This window comes from Streptomyces spinosisporus, from assembly GCF_022698145.1.
In the GTDB taxonomy this organism is placed as follows: domain Bacteria; phylum Actinomycetota; class Actinomycetes; order Streptomycetales; family Streptomycetaceae; genus Streptomyces; species Streptomyces spinosisporus.
On the sequence record NZ_JALDAX010000001.1, the window covers coordinates 1092027 to 1109342 of the forward strand.

Annotated in this window: 16 protein-coding genes and 1 riboswitch; of the genes, 8 read left to right on the plus strand and 8 right to left on the minus strand. The window is 70.6% G+C overall.

The genetic code is table 11. The features are described 5' to 3' along the window. The first annotated feature begins 15 nt into the window (after positions 1-15). The gene (dxs, locus tag MQN93_RS04720) at positions 16-1950 is read left to right on the plus strand and encodes a 1-deoxy-D-xylulose-5-phosphate synthase (protein ID WP_016431354.1); all 1935 of its coding nucleotides are present in this window, start codon (positions 16-18) and stop codon (positions 1948-1950) included. Next, positions 1947-3332 (plus strand): aspartate aminotransferase family protein, encoded by a 1386-nt coding sequence (locus MQN93_RS04725; protein WP_242708418.1) that lies wholly within the window; start codon positions 1947-1949, stop codon positions 3330-3332. The genes dxs and MQN93_RS04725 overlap by 4 nt, the downstream gene beginning before the upstream one ends. On the opposite strand, the gene MQN93_RS04730 is transcribed toward MQN93_RS04725, so the two are convergent. Next, a complete protein-coding gene (locus MQN93_RS04730) occupies positions 3333-3632 on the minus strand; it encodes a hypothetical protein (RefSeq protein WP_242708419.1) in 300 nt (99 codons plus the stop codon). A 138-nt stretch (positions 3633-3770) separates the two neighbouring features. On the opposite strand from MQN93_RS04730, the gene MQN93_RS04735 reads away from it, so the two are divergent. Together MQN93_RS04735 and MQN93_RS04740 are read left to right on the plus strand one after the other, a co-directional pair. After that, entirely contained in the window at positions 3771-4394 is a 624-nt protein-coding gene (locus tag MQN93_RS04735) for a helix-turn-helix domain-containing protein (protein ID WP_242708420.1), read from the plus strand. Beyond that, positions 4391-4516: a DUF6126 family protein gene (locus MQN93_RS04740; protein ID WP_016431350.1), complete on the plus strand. Its 126-nt coding sequence runs from the start codon at positions 4391-4393 to the stop codon at positions 4514-4516. The genes MQN93_RS04735 and MQN93_RS04740 overlap by 4 nt, the downstream gene beginning before the upstream one ends. A gap of 19 nt (positions 4517-4535) precedes the next feature. On the opposite strand, the gene MQN93_RS04745 is transcribed toward MQN93_RS04740, so the two are convergent. Next, positions 4536-5333 carry a tyrosine-protein phosphatase gene (locus tag MQN93_RS04745; protein WP_242708421.1) on the minus strand — a complete coding sequence of 266 codons (798 nt, stop codon included), beginning with the start codon at positions 5331-5333 and terminating at the stop codon, positions 4536-4538. Positions 5334-5507: 174 nt separating this feature from the next. Here MQN93_RS04745 and MQN93_RS04750 point away from each other — a divergent pair, with 174 nt between their 5' ends. The 3 genes from MQN93_RS04750 (at position 5508) to MQN93_RS04760 (ending at position 10031) form a co-directional block, all read left to right on the plus strand. Beyond that, entirely contained in the window at positions 5508-7595 is a 2088-nt protein-coding gene (locus MQN93_RS04750; RefSeq protein WP_242708422.1) for an alpha-galactosidase, read from the plus strand. Between the two features lie 287 nt (positions 7596-7882). Then, positions 7883-8050, plus strand: a riboswitch (cyclic di-AMP (ydaO/yuaA leader). Positions 8051-8054: 4 nt separating this feature from the next. After that, complete coding sequence (locus tag MQN93_RS04755; protein WP_016431347.1) at positions 8055-8978, plus strand: M23 family metallopeptidase; 924 nt, start codon at positions 8055-8057, stop codon at positions 8976-8978. 267 nt (positions 8979-9245) lie between these two features. Then, complete coding sequence (locus tag MQN93_RS04760; RefSeq protein WP_242708523.1) at positions 9246-10031, plus strand: SGNH/GDSL hydrolase family protein; 786 nt, start codon at positions 9246-9248, stop codon at positions 10029-10031. Between the two features lie 347 nt (positions 10032-10378). Here the strand turns inward: MQN93_RS04760 and MQN93_RS04765 are convergent, their stop codons facing one another. The 4 genes from MQN93_RS04765 to MQN93_RS04780 all read right to left on the minus strand — a co-directional run bounded on the left by MQN93_RS04765 (position 10379) and on the right by MQN93_RS04780 (position 13157). Continuing rightward, complete coding sequence (locus tag MQN93_RS04765) at positions 10379-10999, minus strand: TetR/AcrR family transcriptional regulator (RefSeq protein WP_308404244.1); 621 nt, start codon at positions 10997-10999, stop codon at positions 10379-10381. Positions 11000-11044: 45 nt separating this feature from the next. Continuing rightward, a complete protein-coding gene (locus MQN93_RS04770; RefSeq protein WP_242708423.1) occupies positions 11045-11344 on the minus strand; it encodes a hypothetical protein in 300 nt (99 codons plus the stop codon). A 93-nt stretch (positions 11345-11437) separates the two neighbouring features. Continuing rightward, complete coding sequence (locus tag MQN93_RS04775) at positions 11438-11857, minus strand: hypothetical protein (protein WP_242708424.1); 420 nt, start codon at positions 11855-11857, stop codon at positions 11438-11440. 121 nt (positions 11858-11978) lie between these two features. Then, a complete protein-coding gene (locus tag MQN93_RS04780) occupies positions 11979-13157 on the minus strand; it encodes a glutamate dehydrogenase (protein ID WP_242708425.1) in 1179 nt (392 codons plus the stop codon). Positions 13158-13385: 228 nt separating this feature from the next. On the opposite strand from MQN93_RS04780, the gene MQN93_RS04785 reads away from it, so the two are divergent. Next, complete coding sequence (locus MQN93_RS04785; protein WP_242708426.1) at positions 13386-14651, plus strand: MBL fold metallo-hydrolase; 1266 nt, start codon at positions 13386-13388, stop codon at positions 14649-14651. A 563-nt stretch (positions 14652-15214) separates the two neighbouring features. Here the strand turns inward: MQN93_RS04785 and MQN93_RS04790 are convergent. Both MQN93_RS04790 and MQN93_RS04795 read right to left on the minus strand, forming a co-directional pair. Then, positions 15215-15988, minus strand: a complete 774-nt coding sequence (locus tag MQN93_RS04790; RefSeq protein ID WP_242708427.1) for an enoyl-CoA hydratase/isomerase family protein — start codon at positions 15986-15988, stop codon at positions 15215-15217. Continuing rightward, positions 15985-17235 (minus strand): cytochrome P450, encoded by a 1251-nt coding sequence (locus MQN93_RS04795; RefSeq protein WP_242708428.1) that lies wholly within the window; start codon positions 17233-17235, stop codon positions 15985-15987. The genes MQN93_RS04790 and MQN93_RS04795 overlap by 4 nt, the downstream gene beginning before the upstream one ends. Positions 17236-17316: the final 81 nt, after the last annotated feature.

Here is a 17316-nt window from a genome sequence, read left to right on the forward strand (position 1 = left end):
AGAGGGGGCCCGAGCGTGACGATTCTGGAGAACATCCGGGGACCACGCGACCTGAAGGCGCTGTCCGAGGCGGAACTCGGTGACCTGTCCGAAGAGATCCGGGAGTTCCTGGTGCACGCGGTCGCCAGGACCGGTGGACACCTCGGGCCCAATCTGGGGGTGGTGGAACTGTCCATCGCGCTCCACCGGGTCTTCGAGTCGCCCGTCGACCGCATCGTGTGGGACACCGGTCACCAGAGCTACGTCCACAAGATGCTGACGGGCCGTCAGGACTTCTCCAAGCTGCGCGGCAAGGGCGGCCTGTCCGGCTACCCCTCGCGCGAGGAGTCCGAGCACGACATCGTCGAGAACAGCCACGCCTCCACGGCGCTCGGCTGGGCCGACGGCCTGGCCAAGGCCCGCCAGGTGCAGGGGGAGAAGGGCCACGTCGTCGCGATCATCGGCGACGGCGCACTCACCGGCGGCATGGCCTGGGAGGCACTGAACAACATCGCGGCCGCCAAGGACCGCCCGCTGATCATCGTCGTCAACGACAACGAGCGCTCGTACGCCCCGACCATCGGAGGCCTCGCCAACCACCTGGCCACCCTGCGCACCACGGACAGCTACGAGCAGGTGCTGGCCTGGGGCAAGGACGTACTGCTGCGCACCCCCGTCGTCGGCAACACCATCTACGAGTCGCTGCACGGCGCGAAGAAGGGCTTCAAGGACGCGTTCGCCCCGCAGGGCATGTTCGAGGACCTGGGCCTGAAATACGTAGGACCGATCGACGGACACGACATCGGGGCCGTGGAGTCCGCGCTGCGGCGCGCGAAACGCTTCCACGGGCCGGTGCTCGTGCACTGCCTCACCGAGAAGGGCCGCGGCTACGAGCCCGCCCTCGCCCACGAGGAGGATCACTTCCACACCGTCGGCGTGATGGACCCGCTCACCTGCGAGCCCCTCGCGCCGTCCAACGGCCCTTCCTGGACCTCGGTGTTCGGCGACGAGATCGCCGCGATCGGCGAGGAACGGGAGGACATCGTCGCGATCACCGCGGCCATGCTGCACCCGGTGGGCCTCGCCAAGTTCGCGGAGCGGTTCCCGGACCGCGTCTGGGACGTCGGCATAGCCGAGCAGCACGCGACCGTCTCCGCGGCCGGTCTCGCGACCGGCGGACTGCACCCGGTCGTCGCCGTCTACGCCACCTTCCTCAACCGCGCCTTCGACCAGCTGCTGATGGACGTGGCCCTGCACCGCTGCGGGGTCACCTTCGTCCTGGACCGGGCCGGCGTCACCGGCGTCGACGGCGCCTCCCACAACGGCATGTGGGACATGTCGATCCTCCAGGTCGTGCCCGGACTCAGGATCGCCGCCCCGCGCGACGCCGACCAGCTGCGCGCCCAGCTGCGCGAGGCCGTCGCCGTCGACGACGCGCCGACCCTGGTGCGCTTCCCCAAGGAGTCGGTGGGGCCGAGGATCCCGGCGGTCGACCGGGTCGGCGGCCTCGACGTCCTGCACCGCGGACCGGGCACGCCGGACGTGCTGCTGGTCGCCGTCGGCGTGATGGCGCCCGTCTGTCTGCAGGCCGCCGAGCTGCTCGAGGCCCGCGGGATCTCGTGCACCGTCGTCGACCCCCGCTGGGTCAAGCCCGTCGACCCGGCGCTGCCGCCTCTCGCCGCCGAGCACCGCCTGGTGGCCGTCGTCGAGGACAACAGCCGCGCGGCCGGCGTCGGCGCCGCGGTGGCGCTGGCACTCGGTGACGCCGAAGTCGACGTCCCCGTACGCCGGTTCGGCATTCCGGAGCAGTTCCTCGCGCACGCCAAACGCAGCGAGGTACTGGCCGACATCGGCCTGACCCCCGTCGAGGTGGCCGGCCGGATCAGCGCGAGCCTCGCCGTCAAGGAGGCCGAGGACACCCTGGCCGTCGGCGAACAGCCCGGCGGCACAGTCAAGGAGAAGGCTGAATGACCAAGGAGTTCGACCTCGGCGCTCTCCTGGCCGAGCGCGGAGCCGAGCGCTACGAGCTGCACGGGAAGTATCTGAACCACCAACTCCCGCGCATGCTGCACACCATCGGCTTCGACAAGGTCTACGAGCGCGCCGAGGGCGCCCACTTCTGGGACGCGGACGGCAACGACTACCTGGACATGCTGGCCGGGTTCGGGGTGATGGGCGTGGGCCGCCACCACCCCGTCGTCCGCAAGGCGCTGCACGACGTCCTCGACGCCCAGCTCGCGGACCTCACCCGCTTCGACTGCCAGCCGCTGCCCGGGCTGCTGGCCGAGCGGCTCCTGACCCACAGCCCGCATCTGGACCGGGTCTTCTTCGGCAACAGCGGCACGGAAGCGGTGGAGACGGCCCTGAAGTTCGCCCGGTTCGCCGCCGGCAGGCCGCGCATCCTGTACTGCGACCACGCCTTCCACGGCCTGACCACCGGCTCGCTGTCGGTCAACGGCGAGGACGGTTTCCGGGACGGCTTCGCCCCGCTGCTGCCCGACACCGCCATCCCCCTCGGTGATCTCGACGCGCTGGAACGGGAGTTGAAGAAGGGCGACGTCGCCGCCCTGATCGTCGAGCCGATCCAGGGCAAGGGCGTGCACGAGGCCCCGCCCGGCTATCTGCGCGCCGCCCAGGAACTGCTGCACAAGCACAAGGCGCTGCTCATCGCCGACGAGGTGCAGACCGGCCTCGGCCGCACCGGCGACTTCTACGCCTACCAGCACGAGGACGGCGTCGAACCGGACCTGGTGTGCGTGGCGAAGTCGCTGTCGGGCGGGTACGTGCCGGTGTCGGCGACGCTCGGCAAGGACTGGATCTTCAAGAAGGTCTACTCGTCGATGGACCGGGTGCTGGTGCACTCGGCGAGCTTCGGGGCCAACGCCCAGGCCATGGCGGCCGGTCTCGCCGTGCTGTCGGTGATGGAGGACGAGCAGATCGTCGCCAACGCGCGGGCCACCGGGGAGCAGTTGAAGTCCCGGCTCGCGGCGCTGATCGACAAGTACGAGCTGCTCGCCGACGTCCGCGGCCGGGGCCTGATGATCGGCATCGAGTTCGGCAGGCCCAAGTCGCTGAAGCTGCGCAGCCGTTGGACCATGCTGCAGGCCGCGCGCAAGGGCCTGTTCGCACAGATGGTCGTCGTACCGCTGCTGCAGCGCCACCGCATCCTCACCCAGGTCTCCGGCGACCATCTGGAAGTGATCAAGCTGATCCCGCCGCTGGTCATCGGCGAGGAGGATGTGGACCGCTTCGTGGACGCCTTCACTGCCGTCATGGACGACGCGCACAGCGGCGGCGGCCTGATGTGGGACTTCGGCAAGACGCTGGTGAAGCAGGCGGTGGCCAATCGCTGATCAGAGGCCGAGCAGCGGAAGGTAGGGGCCGAGCACGACGAACGGCCAGGCCAGCGCGAGCACGCCCAGGACCGTGCCCGTGACGGTGATCCACCGCCGGCCGATTCCGCGGCCGGCGTAGTGGAGCCCCATGAGGCCGAAGGTGACGGCGAGTCCGCCGCCGATGGCCATCAGGGGGATCATGAAGAGCGTCAGCCACGGCACGAAACCCGCCGCCGCCATCAGCCCCAGGAACAGTGAGACGGGGCCGAGGGCGGCGGCGGGTGTGGCGTCGCAGTCGGCGGGAGCGTTTCCCTGCATCTGGTCCCCCTGGTTTTGAACGCGTTCAAATGTCGGGGGCAGCGTAGCAGCCGGAGCCGTTCCGGGAGCGCCTCTCGGGGCTTTTGCCGCTGAGGCAAGAATTTTGCCTGCTGGGCAATACTCGGGCTCAATGGAGGCATGAACGCCCCAGATGCCGCTCCCGCGGCGGGCCAGGGTGACGTCCTGCCCGTCGTCGCGCCACAGCTTCGCGCCCTGCGCCGCCGGGCCTCTCTCACGCTGGAGGCGGCGGCCCGCACCGCCGGACTGTCGGCGGCCCATCTGTCCCGGCTGGAGACCGGGCAGCGCCAGCCGTCGTTGCCGGTGCTGCTCACCCTCGCACGTATCTACGGTACGACCGTCTCGGAACTGCTCGGCGAGACGGTCGCCGACCAGGACGCCGTCGTACGCGCCGGCGACATGGAACCGACCGCCGCGGGCGGCTGGACCTACTGGGAGGCCGGCGCGTCCGGCCGCGGGATGCAGGCCCTGCGGGTGCGCGTCCCGCACGGCTCGCAGGGCGACATCGTGCGGGTGCACCCCGGTGAGGAGTGGCTCTACGTCCTCAAGGGGCGGCTGCGGCTACGGCTCGGCGACACCGCGCACCGGCTCGGCCCCGGCGAGAGCGCGCACTTCGACTCGCTGACCCCGCACCGCATCGCCGCCCAGGATCCCGACGGGGTCGAGCTCCTCTTCGTCCACACCCTTCTGCAGAGCCCCACGGCCACGCTGTGCCTGGGCCCGATCACCGGAGACATGCCATGAGCAACAGCAACATGGAGGAGAAGTTCCCCCGCGCCCTGTGGGTGCGCCTGATCATCTACATCGCGGTGGGGCACCTCTTCGCGGCCTTCATCTATCTGCTCTTCGAGATCGGCGCCAAGTAAGTACCGGCGACCGCCGTGATCAGTCGAGCAGTCGCTCCCGCAGGCTCGCGCGCAGCTCCGGGGTGAGGCCCAGGCCCTGCTCCAGGTAGGTGTCGACGTCGCCCCAGGTCTCCTCGATCGTCTCGAAGGCCGCCGCCAGATACTCGGCGCGGGCCTCGAAGAGGGGGCTGAGCAGCTCCATGACCTCGGGGGAGTAGCCCGCGGCGGAGGAGCTGCTGCGGCGCACCTTGTAACGGCGGTGCTTGGCGTTCGACTCCAGGTAGTCCGCGACGATCGCCTCGCGCTCGACGCCCAGCGCGAGCAGCGTCACGGCTATGGACAGGCCCGCACGGTCCTTGCCCGCCGCGCAGTGCATGAGCGCGGGCACGCTGTCCTCGGCGAGCGAGCGCAGCACGCGCGCGTGCTCGGCGGTGCGCTCCTTGATGATCGTGCGGTAGGAGGTGATCATCCGGTTCGCGGCGCGACCGTCGCCCAGGATGCCGCGCAGCTGCTCGATCTCGCCGTCGCGGACCATCTTCCAGAACTCGGCGCCGTCCGCCGGGTCGGTCAGCGGCAGGTTCACATTGCGCACGCCTGGCAGCTCGACGTCCGGGCCCTCCAGCTTCTGGTCCGCCGCGTTGCGGAAGTCGAAGACGGTGTGCAGGCCAAGAGAGGCCAGGAACTCGCTGTCCTCCTGCGTCGCGTGCGCGAGGTGGCCGCTGCGGAACAGCACCCCGAACCGCACCCGTCGTCCGTCCGTGGTCGGGAGGCCGCCGACGTCGCGGAAATTGCGGACACCTGCGAGTTCCGGTTCGGTCGACGGGATCTGCTGCGTCACGGGTGCTCCTCCCACTCCACCCGAACGGCGCGACTCGTCGACGGGCTCTGTCGACCATACGACATGCGTTTCCTTGGGCAATGAGTTGTCCACAGGCGTTGCGACCAGGGCCCATGGCCCTTGATGATGTTGCAGATTGAGCGCACGTGTTCGGATCTGTGTGGGGGGCTTGGGATGCTGGAGATCGCCGACAACGGCCGTACATGGCTCCTGACGGGGCGGGCCAGCAGCTACGCCGTGCATCTCAACGAGGACGACGAACTCCTGCATCTGCACTGGGGTCCGCGGATCGCGCTCGCCGACGCCGAGGCTCTCGCCGCCCGGCCGCTGCCCGCCTACTGGCCCTTCGAGTCCCCGCTCGACGGGCACGAGGAGTACCCGGTCGAGGGCGGACCCCGCTTCGTACGGCCGGCCTTGTCGGTCCGCACCGACGAGCGCCGCGGCACGCAGTGGAGCTTCGAGGCCTACGACACCGAGGGCGGCGAGGGCGGTGACGACGGCGAGCTGCGCCTGCGCTTTTGTGACGACGCCGTGCGGATCACCCTCCACTACCGGATGCGGCACGACGTCGTGGAGCGCTGGGTGACCGTCGACAACGAGGGCCCGGCCCTGGAGCTGTTGCGGGCCGACTCCGCCACCTGGACCCTGCCCGACCGCGAGGACTGGCGCCTGTCCCAGCTGCACGGACGCTGGGCCGCCGAGTCCCGGCTGACCAGTGCCCCGCTCACCTACGGTGAGAAGGTCATCGGCAGCCGCCGCGGCCACACCGGGCACCAGCACCTGCCCTGGGTGGCGCTCGACACCGACGCGACCGAGGAGAGCGGCGAGGTCTACGGCTGCGCGCTCGGCTGGTCGGGCTCCTGGCGGATCGCCGTGGCGCAGCTCCCGGACGCGCGCGTGCAGATCACCGGCGGCGCGGGGTACGACGACTCGGGACTGCTGCGCCTGGAGGCGGGCCAGTCGTACACGACGCCCGTCTTCGCCGGCCTGTGGAGCGACGGCGGCTTCGGCGGCGCGAGCCGCGCCTGGCACGCGTACCAGCGCGCGTACGTCATCCCGGACGCGGACCGGGACCGGCCCGTGCTGTTCAACTCCTGGGAGGCCACGGAGTTCGACATCTCCGAGGAGCAGCAGGAGGCGCTCGCCCGGCGGGCCGCCGCGATCGGCGTCGAGCTGTTCGTGGTCGACGACGGCTGGTTCGGAAAGCGCACCAGCGACCGTGCCGGAATCGGCGACTGGACGCCCAACCCGGACCGCTTCCCGAACGGCCTCAAGCCCCTCGCCGACCATGTGCACGCTCTCGGCATGCAGTTCGGCATCTGGGTCGAGCCCGAGATGGTCAACCCGGACAGCGACCTGTACCGCGCGCACCCCGACTGGATTCAGTTCCAAACGGGACGAAAGAGGACGGAGTTCCGCAATCAGCTCGTACTGAACCTGGCCCGGGAGGACGTCCGGGAGTACCTGTGGGAACGGCTCGACGGGCTGTTGTCCAGCGCCCCGATCGACTATGTGAAGTGGGACTTCAACCGCTGTTTCACCGACGCGGGCTGGCCCGGCGAGCCCTACCCCCAGCGGCTCTGGATCGACCATGTCCGCGCCCTGTACGGCCTGTTGGACCGGCTGCGCGCGGCCCACCCCGGTGTCGCCTTCGAGTCGTGCTCGGGCGGCGGCGGCCGGATCGACCTGGGGATCATGAGCCGTACCGACGAGGTGTGGACCTCCGACAACACCGACCCGCTCGACCGGCTCGCCATCCAGCACGGCTTCAGCCAGATCCACCCCGCGCGCGTGATGGCCGCCTGGGTCACCGACAGCCCCAACATCCAGCTCAACGGCCGGGTCAGCTCGCTGCGCTTCCGCTTCGTCAGCTCCATGGCCGGTGTGCTGGGGGTGGGCGGCGACCTCACCCGCTGGAGCGAGGAGGAACTGGCCGAGGCGGGGGAGTGGGTGGCCCGCTACAAGGAGATCAGGCCCCTGGTGCAGCGCGGCGACCTCTACCGGCTGCGGCCTCCGCGCGGCGGGCTGAGCGCCGTGCAGTACGTGCGCGGGGACGAGGCGGTCGTCCTGGCCTGGCTCCAGGCGCAGAGCTACGGCGAACCGGTTCCGGCACTGCGCCTGCGCGGCCTTGACCCCGAGGCCTCGTACGAATGCCGCGAAACGGGCGAAGTGCACAGAGGTGCCGTCCTCCTGCATCACGGCCTGCGGACCGGTTTGCGCGGTGACCTCGACGCGACGGTTATCCGGCTACGTCGTACTTGAGCGTTCTGTCCGCTTCCTTCCAACTCGCCCGCGAATAGGGGCTCCTGGGATACGGGTGGGTGAGGAGCGTCATATTCGTGACGGTGCGTGGTCCGTCATGTTCACGTAATTCGCGTGCTTTACAAGGGGATTTACGCAGGGAGGCGGAGCCGGAATTCACGCACGGTCACCGGTATTTCCCACAAGGGATCAAGAGAAACGCATTCACCGGGAACCGTCACTTGTTGCTTTGCGTCTTCGTCGCTTACGTTCGCCACCAATCCGGACGGACGCCCAATCCTGCCGCCGCCCGGTACCCGCACAACTCACCCGTGAACGGCAGGAGCGGGGGACCCACAGGTATCACCGCCTGTTCCGGCCTCCGGAACGGCTTGGGGTAAAGCCGCGTCAAACGCGCGGCCGGGCATCTCCAGCTCGCACCCGACAGCTCACCTCGTAGGCGCCGGAGAGGAATTCGCCATGCCCGCGAAGGGTAAGCACCGCCGTCAGAAGCCCCAGCGCTTCACCCGCTCGATCGCCGTCGCCGGAACCGGTGGCGCCGCACTCGCACTTCCGCTCATGGGTGCCACCGGCGCCCACGCCGCCACCGCGGACTCCGTTTCCCAGTCGGTTTCGCAAAAGGCCGTCCAGTCCCTTCCGGGTGCCGAGAAGAAGACCACCGAGAAGAAGAGCGCCGCGAACCACAACGGCGTGCGCACCTATTCGGTGCGGGTCGGCGACTATCTCGCGAAGATCGCCGACGAGCAGCACGTCAACGGCGGCTGGAAGAAGCTCTACTCGGACAACCGCCAGGCCGTCGGCGACGACCCGTCGATGATCCACCCGGGTCTGAAGCTGACGATCGGCAAGAAGGCCGCGCCGGCCGCCAAGTCGTCGCACACGACCGCGTCTTCGGCCGCCCCGAAGGCGTCCTCGCCCAAGAAGGCGGCCAAGAAGACGACCGCCACGCAGGCCTCCAAGACGACCAGCGCCAACGGATTCACCCTCCCGGTGAGCAGCTCCGCCATCGGCACCGGCTACAAGGTGGCCGGCAGCATGTGGTCCAGCGGGTACCACACGGGCGTCGACTTCGTCGTCCCGACTGGTACCCCGGTCAAGGCCGTCGGCGCGGGCACGGTCGTCTCCGCGGGCTGGGGCGGCGCGTACGGCAACCAGGTCATCGTCAAGCTCGCCGACGGCCACTACGCGCAGTACGCCCACCTGTCCCAGCTCTCCGTCTCGGCCGGCCAGGCCGTGACCGAGGGCCGGCAGCTCGGCCTCTCCGGCGCGACCGGCAACGTGACCGGCCCGCACCTGCACTTCGAGATCCGCACCACGCCCGACTACGGGTCGGACGTGGACCCGGTCGCGTACCTGCGCTCGAAGGGCGTCACGGTCGGCTGACGCCCCCCAGCCACCTGCCTGACACGCCACCGAAGGCCGGACCCCGATCCCCGGGTCCGGCCTTCGGTATGTCCGGTGGTGCGCCGAGCGGTTGACGCTCCAACATCCCTGCTCGGAGGGTTATTCCGAGCTTGGTGAACACTTTAGAAGTGGCTTATCTCACCGCCCGTCAACCCCTTCATGCCGTTTCCTACGGTCGCGTAGGTCACATTCGAAGGTGGATCATTTCTCGACGTGGCAGACGATTCGAAGAGTGACAGCAGATCAGTGATCGGGTCGTACGTTGCGGTGGGGGACAGCTTCACCGAGGGCGTCGGCGACCCCGGCCCCGACGGGGCGTTCGTCGGCTGGGCCGACCGGTTCGCGGTACTCCTCGCCGACCGGCGACCCGAGGGCGACTTCGGCTACACGAACCTCGCCGTACGCGGCAAGCTGCTCGACCAGATCGTGGCGGACCAGGTGCCCCAGGCCATTGAAATGGCCCCGGACCTGGTCTCCTTCTGTGCGGGCGGCAACGACATCATCCGCCCGGGCACCGACCCCGACGAGGTCGCCGAGCGCTTCGAGCGGGCCGTCGCCCGGCTCACCCAGGCCGCGGGCACCGTCATGGTGACGACCGGGTTCGACACCCGTGGGGTGCCCGTGCTCAAGCATCTGCGCGGGAAGATCGCCACGTACAACGGTCATGTCCGGGCCATCGCCGACCGCTACGGCTGTCCGGTGCTCGACCTGTGGTCCCTCAAGAGCGTCCAGGACCGCCGGGCCTGGGACGGCGACCGGCTCCATCTCTCGCCCGAGGGGCACACGCGCGTGGCGCTGCGCGCCGGGCAGGTCCTCGGCCTGGAGGTCCCGGCCGACCCGGACCAGCCCTGGCCCCCACTGCCACGCCGCGGCACCCTGGAGATCCGCCGCGACGACGTCCACTGGGCCCGCGAGTACCTGGTCCCCTGGATCGGCCGCCGCCTGCGCGGGGAGTCCTCCGGGGACCACGTCACCGCGAAGGGCACCCTGTCGCCGAACGACATCAGGATGCGGATCTCGTCGGTGGCGTGAGAACCACCGGGTCCGACGGCCCGACCTGCCGGCGGCCCTGCGAGGTGAAGCGGGCATGAGCTCCAGCTCCGGACGGGGGTCCGGCCGCACTGGACGCCGTCCAGCGCTGCCCGCTCCGGGCCGGCCTGCCGGCCGTGGTCGGCATGGTGGTTGGGCGCGGTGCGTCGGCTCGGCGCGGTGGGTTCTCGCTGCGGGCGGGTCCGGCTTCCGGGTGCCGTCGGCGCTGCTCGTTGCGGGCCCCGGTAGGGGCGGTCGCGCCCGGTGGGCCAGCCCCCGGTCACGGTCGGTGCTGTGGTCCGGCTCGGCGAGACGATCTGGCGGTGTGAGTCCTCGCTCCGGGGGCGGGCTCAGCGCCCGGATGCCGTCAATGCCGCTCGTTGCAGGCCCAGTTCGTGTGCCAGGGCCTCGTCCACCCATTGCTGGGCACGTGCGCGGGAGACGGCGCCGGTGTAGGAGGTCAGTTGGACGGCGAGGCCGTCGAGGAGGGCCGTCAGGCGGAGGGCCGTGCCGTGGGGGTCCGGGCAGTGGAATTCGCCTGCGGCCACGCCCTCCGTGACGACCTCGGTGATCGCCGCCTTCCACTGCCGGTCGAGGTCGCGTGTGACCTCCTGCAGCGCGGGCTCGCGCAGTGCCGCCGCCCAGCCCTCGATCCACAGGCGCCAGCCCTTGGCCTGGCCGGTCGGCGCGTACCAGCGCACCGCCGACCGCAGTCGTCGTAGCGCCGTCGTACGGCGGCCGAGCAGTTTGCGCAGATGTGCGAGATCGTCCTCGGCCGCGAACGTGAACGCAGCGGCGACCAGCTTCTCCTTCGTCGAGAAGTGGTACAGCACCAGCGCGTTGCTCACCCCGAGCGCCGAGGCGACGTCGGCGATCCTGACCGCCGCCACGCCCCGCACCTCGATCTGCTCGATCGCGGCCCGCAACAGTTCCTCACGCCGCTCGGCCACACTCAACCGGACTCTCGCCACCCGTGCACCCTATTGCGTCGGGACGGGCGGTGCCGGGCGAGGTGGTCACTTGGCGAGTTCGACCGGGTACAGATCGGTCCGGGCGATCGCCGCGTCGCGCTCGCCGGCCAGCGCGGTACGCCGCGCGTCGGCCATGTAGCCCTCGTAGCCCTCCTGTGATGCGAACTCGATCAGCTGGATCTCGTCCGGCCGCCCGTCGGCTCCGTCGGCCCGGGCGCGCTGCACGAGCCGGCCGCCGTGCTCGCCGAGCAGGGCCAGCACCTTGTCCTCGTAGGCGACCAGGGCCTCGGCGGCACCGGGCCGGGCCCACAGCAGGACACACAGTTGCACCGTCTGAACCGTCATGTCGCCCGACCCTATCCACGCCCGCCCACCGGCAGCGGTTGTGGTCGGTCGGTCCGGTAAATCCGGTCAATCCGGCCAGTTCGGTCGGTTCGGTCAGTCCGGGAACTGGTAGTCGAGGCGGATGCGGCTGGTCTCGTCCAGGATGAGGAAGTTCCGGCCGCCTGCGGTCACTTGGCCCTCTATCCGGTTGAAGCCCTCCCAGCGGAACGTGACGGCGTCCCGCAGCTGCCGAGCCGTCCCGTGGACGCGGAACTCATAGGTGCCCGGCGCGACGAACTCCTCGTAGGCGCGCGTCACGCGCGCGTGCAGTTCGTCGTGGCCCCTGGCCTCCAGGGCGGCGGAGGTGAAGCCGAGACTCACCGCCTGGTCGTGCATCTGCTGCGGCGGGAGGAGGATGTGCTCCCCGTCCTCGGCCCACAGAGCGTGCACCGTCTTGCGGCGGGTCTCCGGGTCGGGCTCGTTCCACACGGCCACATAGCGGGCGGCGAGATCCTGTGGGTCGATGGCGGGCATGGTGCTGCTCCTCGGGTAGGTGCGCTCCGTATGCCCCTCGACTCTGCTGTCGCCGACGACCCGGCTCAATTCCCGACAGGGTATGGCGCATCGACGCGTGGGTGTTCAGGACGCCGCGTCGTCACCGGTACCACCCGAAGCGTTCCGCGATCACCGGCAGCCGGTCCGCAACGATGGCATGCGCGGCCGCGCGCGGGGTGGTGCCGTCGGCCTCCGCGCGGGCCAGCATCTGCTCCACCAGGGTGCGCATCGAGCGACGGATGTACGCGAACGCCTCGTCCGCGTCCGGGCCGATGTCGCCGAACAGGGTCCACCACCACCAGGCGTTCGTACCGGAGTTGACCACCACGTCGGGCAGCACGGTCACCCCGCGCGCGGCCAGCAGCTGCTCCGCCGCGGGCAGTACGGGCATGTTGGCCGCCTCCACGATCCAACGGGCCGTCACCCGGCCCTGGTTGGCGGTGTCGATCGCGTACGACACCGCCGCCGGTACGAGCACCTCCGCGTCGGCCGACAGCCAGGCGTCGCCCGGCAGTTCACGGTCGCCGGGGCGCAGCGCCGCGCGGTCCACGGTGCCGTACGCGTCCCGTGCCGCGAGCAGCGCCTCTACGTCGAGACCCGCCGGGTTGGCGATCGTGCCCTTGATGTCGGCCACGGCCACGACGACCAGCCCCCCGCGTGTGAGGAAGCGGGCCGTGGCGCCGCCCATCGTGCCCAGGCCCTGCACGGCGACCCGTGTCCCGGTGTGCGGCACGCCCGCCCGGTCCAGGGCCGTCAGCACCGACTCGGCGACCCCGCAGCCGCCGACGAGCTCGTCCAGCCCGATGCCGTCCACCTCGACCCCGAACGCGTCCGCGAGACGGCGGCGGGCCGTCGCCTCGTCGTCCAGCAGCGGGTACACGGCCTGGACGGACGACACGAGGCCCGCCTCGGCGGCCGCCCGGTCCACCAGGTCCTGGGTGAGGCCGAGGTCCTCGCCGGTGGTCCACATGTGCTCGACGTACGGCTTCATGGCACGCAGGTAGCGCACCAGGAGCGGGTACGCCCCCGGGTCCTGGGGGTCGCAGTCGATGCCGCCCTTGGCGCCGCCGAGGGGGACGTAGCGGCCCTCGGGGTTGTAGTGCAGCGCCTCCTTCATGGTCATGCCGCGGGCGAGCCCGGTGACCTCCTCCAGGGTGCAGCCCTCGCGCATGCGCAGACCGCCGCTCGACACACCGCGCACCAGCCGGTCGACGACCAGGAAGCCCTGGCGGCCGGTGAGGTGATCGGTCCAGGTGAGCGACATCAAGGGGGCGGTCATGCGATCTCCTCGCGGGGGGTGATCGGGGTGGAGCCGGGGTGCCGAGGACTTTCAAGAGCACCTGTCGACGGGCTGGAGGGCAGGAATGGACACCGACGGCCGGCGGTTCACCCGGTGACTGCTTCTTTGGGCTTTCCTTGGAAAGCGCACGCTGCGCACGGACGACGCCGGTGTTGTCAGAGGAGCCGACCATAATGGAATGACTCACCGACTCCACCTGGAGGTACCGTGTCCGGTTCCCGTTCCCTGAGCTCCGGGCTCCGTGCGCTGCGGCCCGAGGCCTTCGGCGCGGACCCGAGCGGTGAGCGCCTCGCGCGCATCCGCAGATCGCCGCACTTCAAGGACGGGGTCTTCCAAAACCCCGGGGGCACGGCCCGGACCCGCCCGTCCGGCTCTACGGTGGACTTCGCGAAGGTCTTCTTCGACAAGGAGCAGCGCCCCCGGCGCGCCCCCGAGGGCAACGTGCCGGTGCATCCCACCACGCTCGCCGACATCGCCCGTCCGCCCGCCACCGGACTGCGGCTGACCTGGATGGGGCACTCCAGCGTGCTCGCCGAGATCGACGGGCAACGGGTGCTCTTCGACCCCGTGTGGGGCGAGCGCTGCTCGCCGTTCTCCTTCGTCGGGCCCAAGCGGCTGCACCCGGTGCCGCTGCCCCTGGCCGCCCTCGGTCCGGTGGACGTCGTCGTCATCTCCCACGACCACTACGACCACCTGGACCTGCCCACGATCAAGGCGCTCGCCGGCACGGACACGCTGTTCGCCGTGCCCCTCGGCGTCGGCGCGCACCTGGAGCGCTGGGGTGTCTCTCCCGACCGGCTGCGTGAGCTGGACTGGCACGAGGCGACCAAGGTCGGCGGGCTCACCCTGACCGCGACCCCGGCCCGCCACTTCTGCGGCCGCGGCCTGCGCAACACCCAGCACACCCTGTGGGCGTCCTGGTCCGTCGCCGGGCCCGAGCACCGGATCTTCCACAGCGGTGACACCGGGTACTTCGACGGCTTCCAGGAGATCGGCGCCGAGCACGGGCCGTTCGACGCCACGATGATCCAGATCGGTGCGTACTCCGACTTCTGGCCCGACATCCACATGACGCCCGAGGAGGGCATGCGCGCCCACCTCGACCTCCAGGGCGGCCGGCCCCACGGCGTGATGCTGCCGATCCACTGGGCCACGTTCAACCTGGCCACGCACCCGTGGGCCGAGCCCGGCGAGGGCACGCTGGCCGCCGGCCACGCCACCGGCTCCCGGGTCGCCGTACCCGTACCCGGCGAGCCCTTCGAGCCCACCGCCGAGACGGTCCCCACCACCCCCTGGTGGCGCGCCGTCGCCCTCGCCCCGACCGGCGGCTGGCCCGCCACGGACGCCCTGACAGAGGCGGCAATCAGGACCTCCGCCGACGGCGGCACCAAGGGCCAGGCCGACGCGAACGACTCGGCTCAGAACGGGCCCACGGAGGGCACGGGGGAGCCTGAGAGGGTGCCGGCCGGCTGAAGCGGTCCTTGCCTCCGGCGTGGGGCACGGCAGGCGACGCGGGGTGTGCGCCGACCCGTGTGGGGGCCGACGGCTGCTGTGTCGGGGAGTGTGACCAGTTGAGGTCCGCGTACGTGGGTGTGTTCGGTCGTACGGCCGCATCGGACCCAGGTGGGGCCTCCGGCTTGGCTCGCGGCACATGGTGACGGGGTCGCAAGTCGCGCTGCGCGTGGCCGACGGCTGCTGTGTCGGGTGAGCTTGCCCAGCTGACGTCCGTGTACGTGGGGGGTGCCCGGGCGGTGAGGCCGCCGCATCGGAGACGGACTGGCGGCAGACGCTACGGGGTTCTGAACCGCGCCGCGTACGGCCGGCGGCGGTCGGCCCTCGCCTCGGGAGGAGCCGCCCGGTCGGCGCGAGCCCGCCTCCGTGTAGACGGAGACGGGCTCGATCGCGTCGAGGCGCGATGCCCCGGGCGCGTGAAGTCACGGACGCCGGGTTCGCCCGATCCCTACGGCCGCGTAGGAGACCAGTGGACGACGCCCACTGCCGTACCCGCGATCGCGAGCCCGATCCCGGCGGCTCGCTCATGGCCGTTGCACCATCGCGCCCGCCAAAAGGTGTGCGTCTATCAGGGACATGTCAGCCAGGCGGTCGGCGCGGGTGTAGCCCGTCAGCATGCGCTTGGTGAGGACGAGGGCTTCCGGGCGGCGGCGTACGAGGGGTCGCACCCAGGCGTCGACGGCGCGGTCCAGTTCGTCGACGGGGGCGGTCTTGTGGACGAGGCCGAGTCGCAGGGCGGTGGTCGCATCGAACCGGTCGCAGGTGAGCATCAGTTCGCGGATGTTTGCCGCGCCTGCCTCGGCGATGAGGCGGCCCATGGCTCCGCCCCAGGCGGGCGGCAGCCCCAGCCCCACCTCCGGCATGCGGAAGCGGCTGTTGTCCGCGGCGACGCGCAGGTCGCAGTACGAGGCGAGGGCGAGGCCCGCGCCGATGACCTCGCCGTGCAGGCGGGCGATCGTTATCACGTGCGCGGTCTCCAGTGCCTGGCACAGCCGCTGGGCCTTGTCCGCGATGTGGCGCAGCGAGGCACCGCTCGGGTCCGCCTCCAGCGCTGCCCGGTACTCGTCGCGGTCGGCTCCCCGGCAGAAGTTCTCGCCGAGGGAGGACAGGACGAGGACACGGATGTCGGGTCGCCGGTGGAGGTAGTCGAGGAGGGTGAGGAGGTCGTCGAGGGCGGGCGTGCCGAGTGTGTCGTCTCCCGAGGCCGGGTCGAGAGCGACTCTGAGCACCGGGCCGTCGATGTCGACGGCCACGGCTTTGTGCACACGGCGGGTGAGGGGATCGGTGGGTTCCATCATGCGAGGGCGACGTCCAGGTTCAGCAGACGCCGGAACGCCACTCGGGGCGCCCAGGACGGGCGTCGTACGAGGGTGAGGCGGGGGAGGCGTCTGACCAGGTGGAGGAGGAGGGTCTGGGCTTCCAGGCGGGCGAGGGGCGCGCCGAGGCAGTAGTGGATGCCGTTGCTGAAGGCGAGATGGTCGAACTTGCCGCGCTGGGGGTCGAAGCGGTCGGGGTCCGCGTGCCGGGTGGGATCGCGGTGCGCCGCTCCCACCATCAGGTGGACCATGGCGTCCTGGGCGATCTCGACTCCGCCCACTTCCCGGTCCTGGGCGGCGACCCGGCTGATCACGTGCGTGGGCGGGTCATAACGAAGCGTTTCTTCCACGAAGGCCGGCACGAAGGAGGGGTTGGCGGCGAGCAGGTCCCAGTGCAGGGGGTGCTCCAGGAGCCGTAACGTCATCGTCGACAGCAGGGTCGAGGTGGTCTCCAGGGCCGCCAGCAGGAAGAACAGGGCCAGGAAGTACACGGCCTGGTCGGCCTTGTCTCTGTCGGGTTCCAGGGTGTCCCAGGTCTGTATCCACAGCGAGACGGGGTCGTCGGCGGGTTTCAGGCGCCGCCGGCGGACCAGGTCCATGAAGTAGGCGCGCAGTTCGGCCGTGGCGGCGTCGGAGCGGGCCAACTGGCTTGCGGTGGGCAGCAGTTCCTGCGTGAAGACCTGATCGTGGGTCAGTTCCCGCAGGCGTGGGTGGTCGGCGGTGGGCAGCCCGAGCCACTCACCGATCGCGGCGATGGGCAGCTCCTCGGTCACGGTGGAGACGAAGTCCGCCTCGCCGTGGTGGAGTTGCTCGGACAGCGAGATCAGGAGCTGGTCGGTGGCCCGGCTGATCGTCCGGCCGATCCGTTTCAGTGCGGTGCGGCCGAACGTGCCGGCCGCCCGGCGGATGCGGGTGTGGTCCGGGGGGTTGAGGGCGGGCAGGGTGTTGCTCATCTCCCGCGACGAGGGGGCGTTCCAGCGCGTGCGCGGGCCTTGCTTCTCGCGCCAGTTCTTGTCCGGCTCCAGCCAGGTGCGGTCGCGCAGCACCTGGTCACAGAGGTCGAAGCCGGTCACGAGCAGACCGCCCCAGGGAGCGGGAGCGACCGGCCCCATGGACCGGAGGTCGGAGTAGACGGGGAACGGGTCGGCCTGCCCCTCCGCCGTCCGCAGACGGGCGAAGAGGCTGACGGTTGAACGACGGTCGTGCGACGGGCGTGCGTCGACCACCACGATGACGGCTCCTTCCTGGGAAACCAGCCGCCATACGTACCCATGCGCTGATTGAAACATCCACTAATGTCGGTCTGGTGA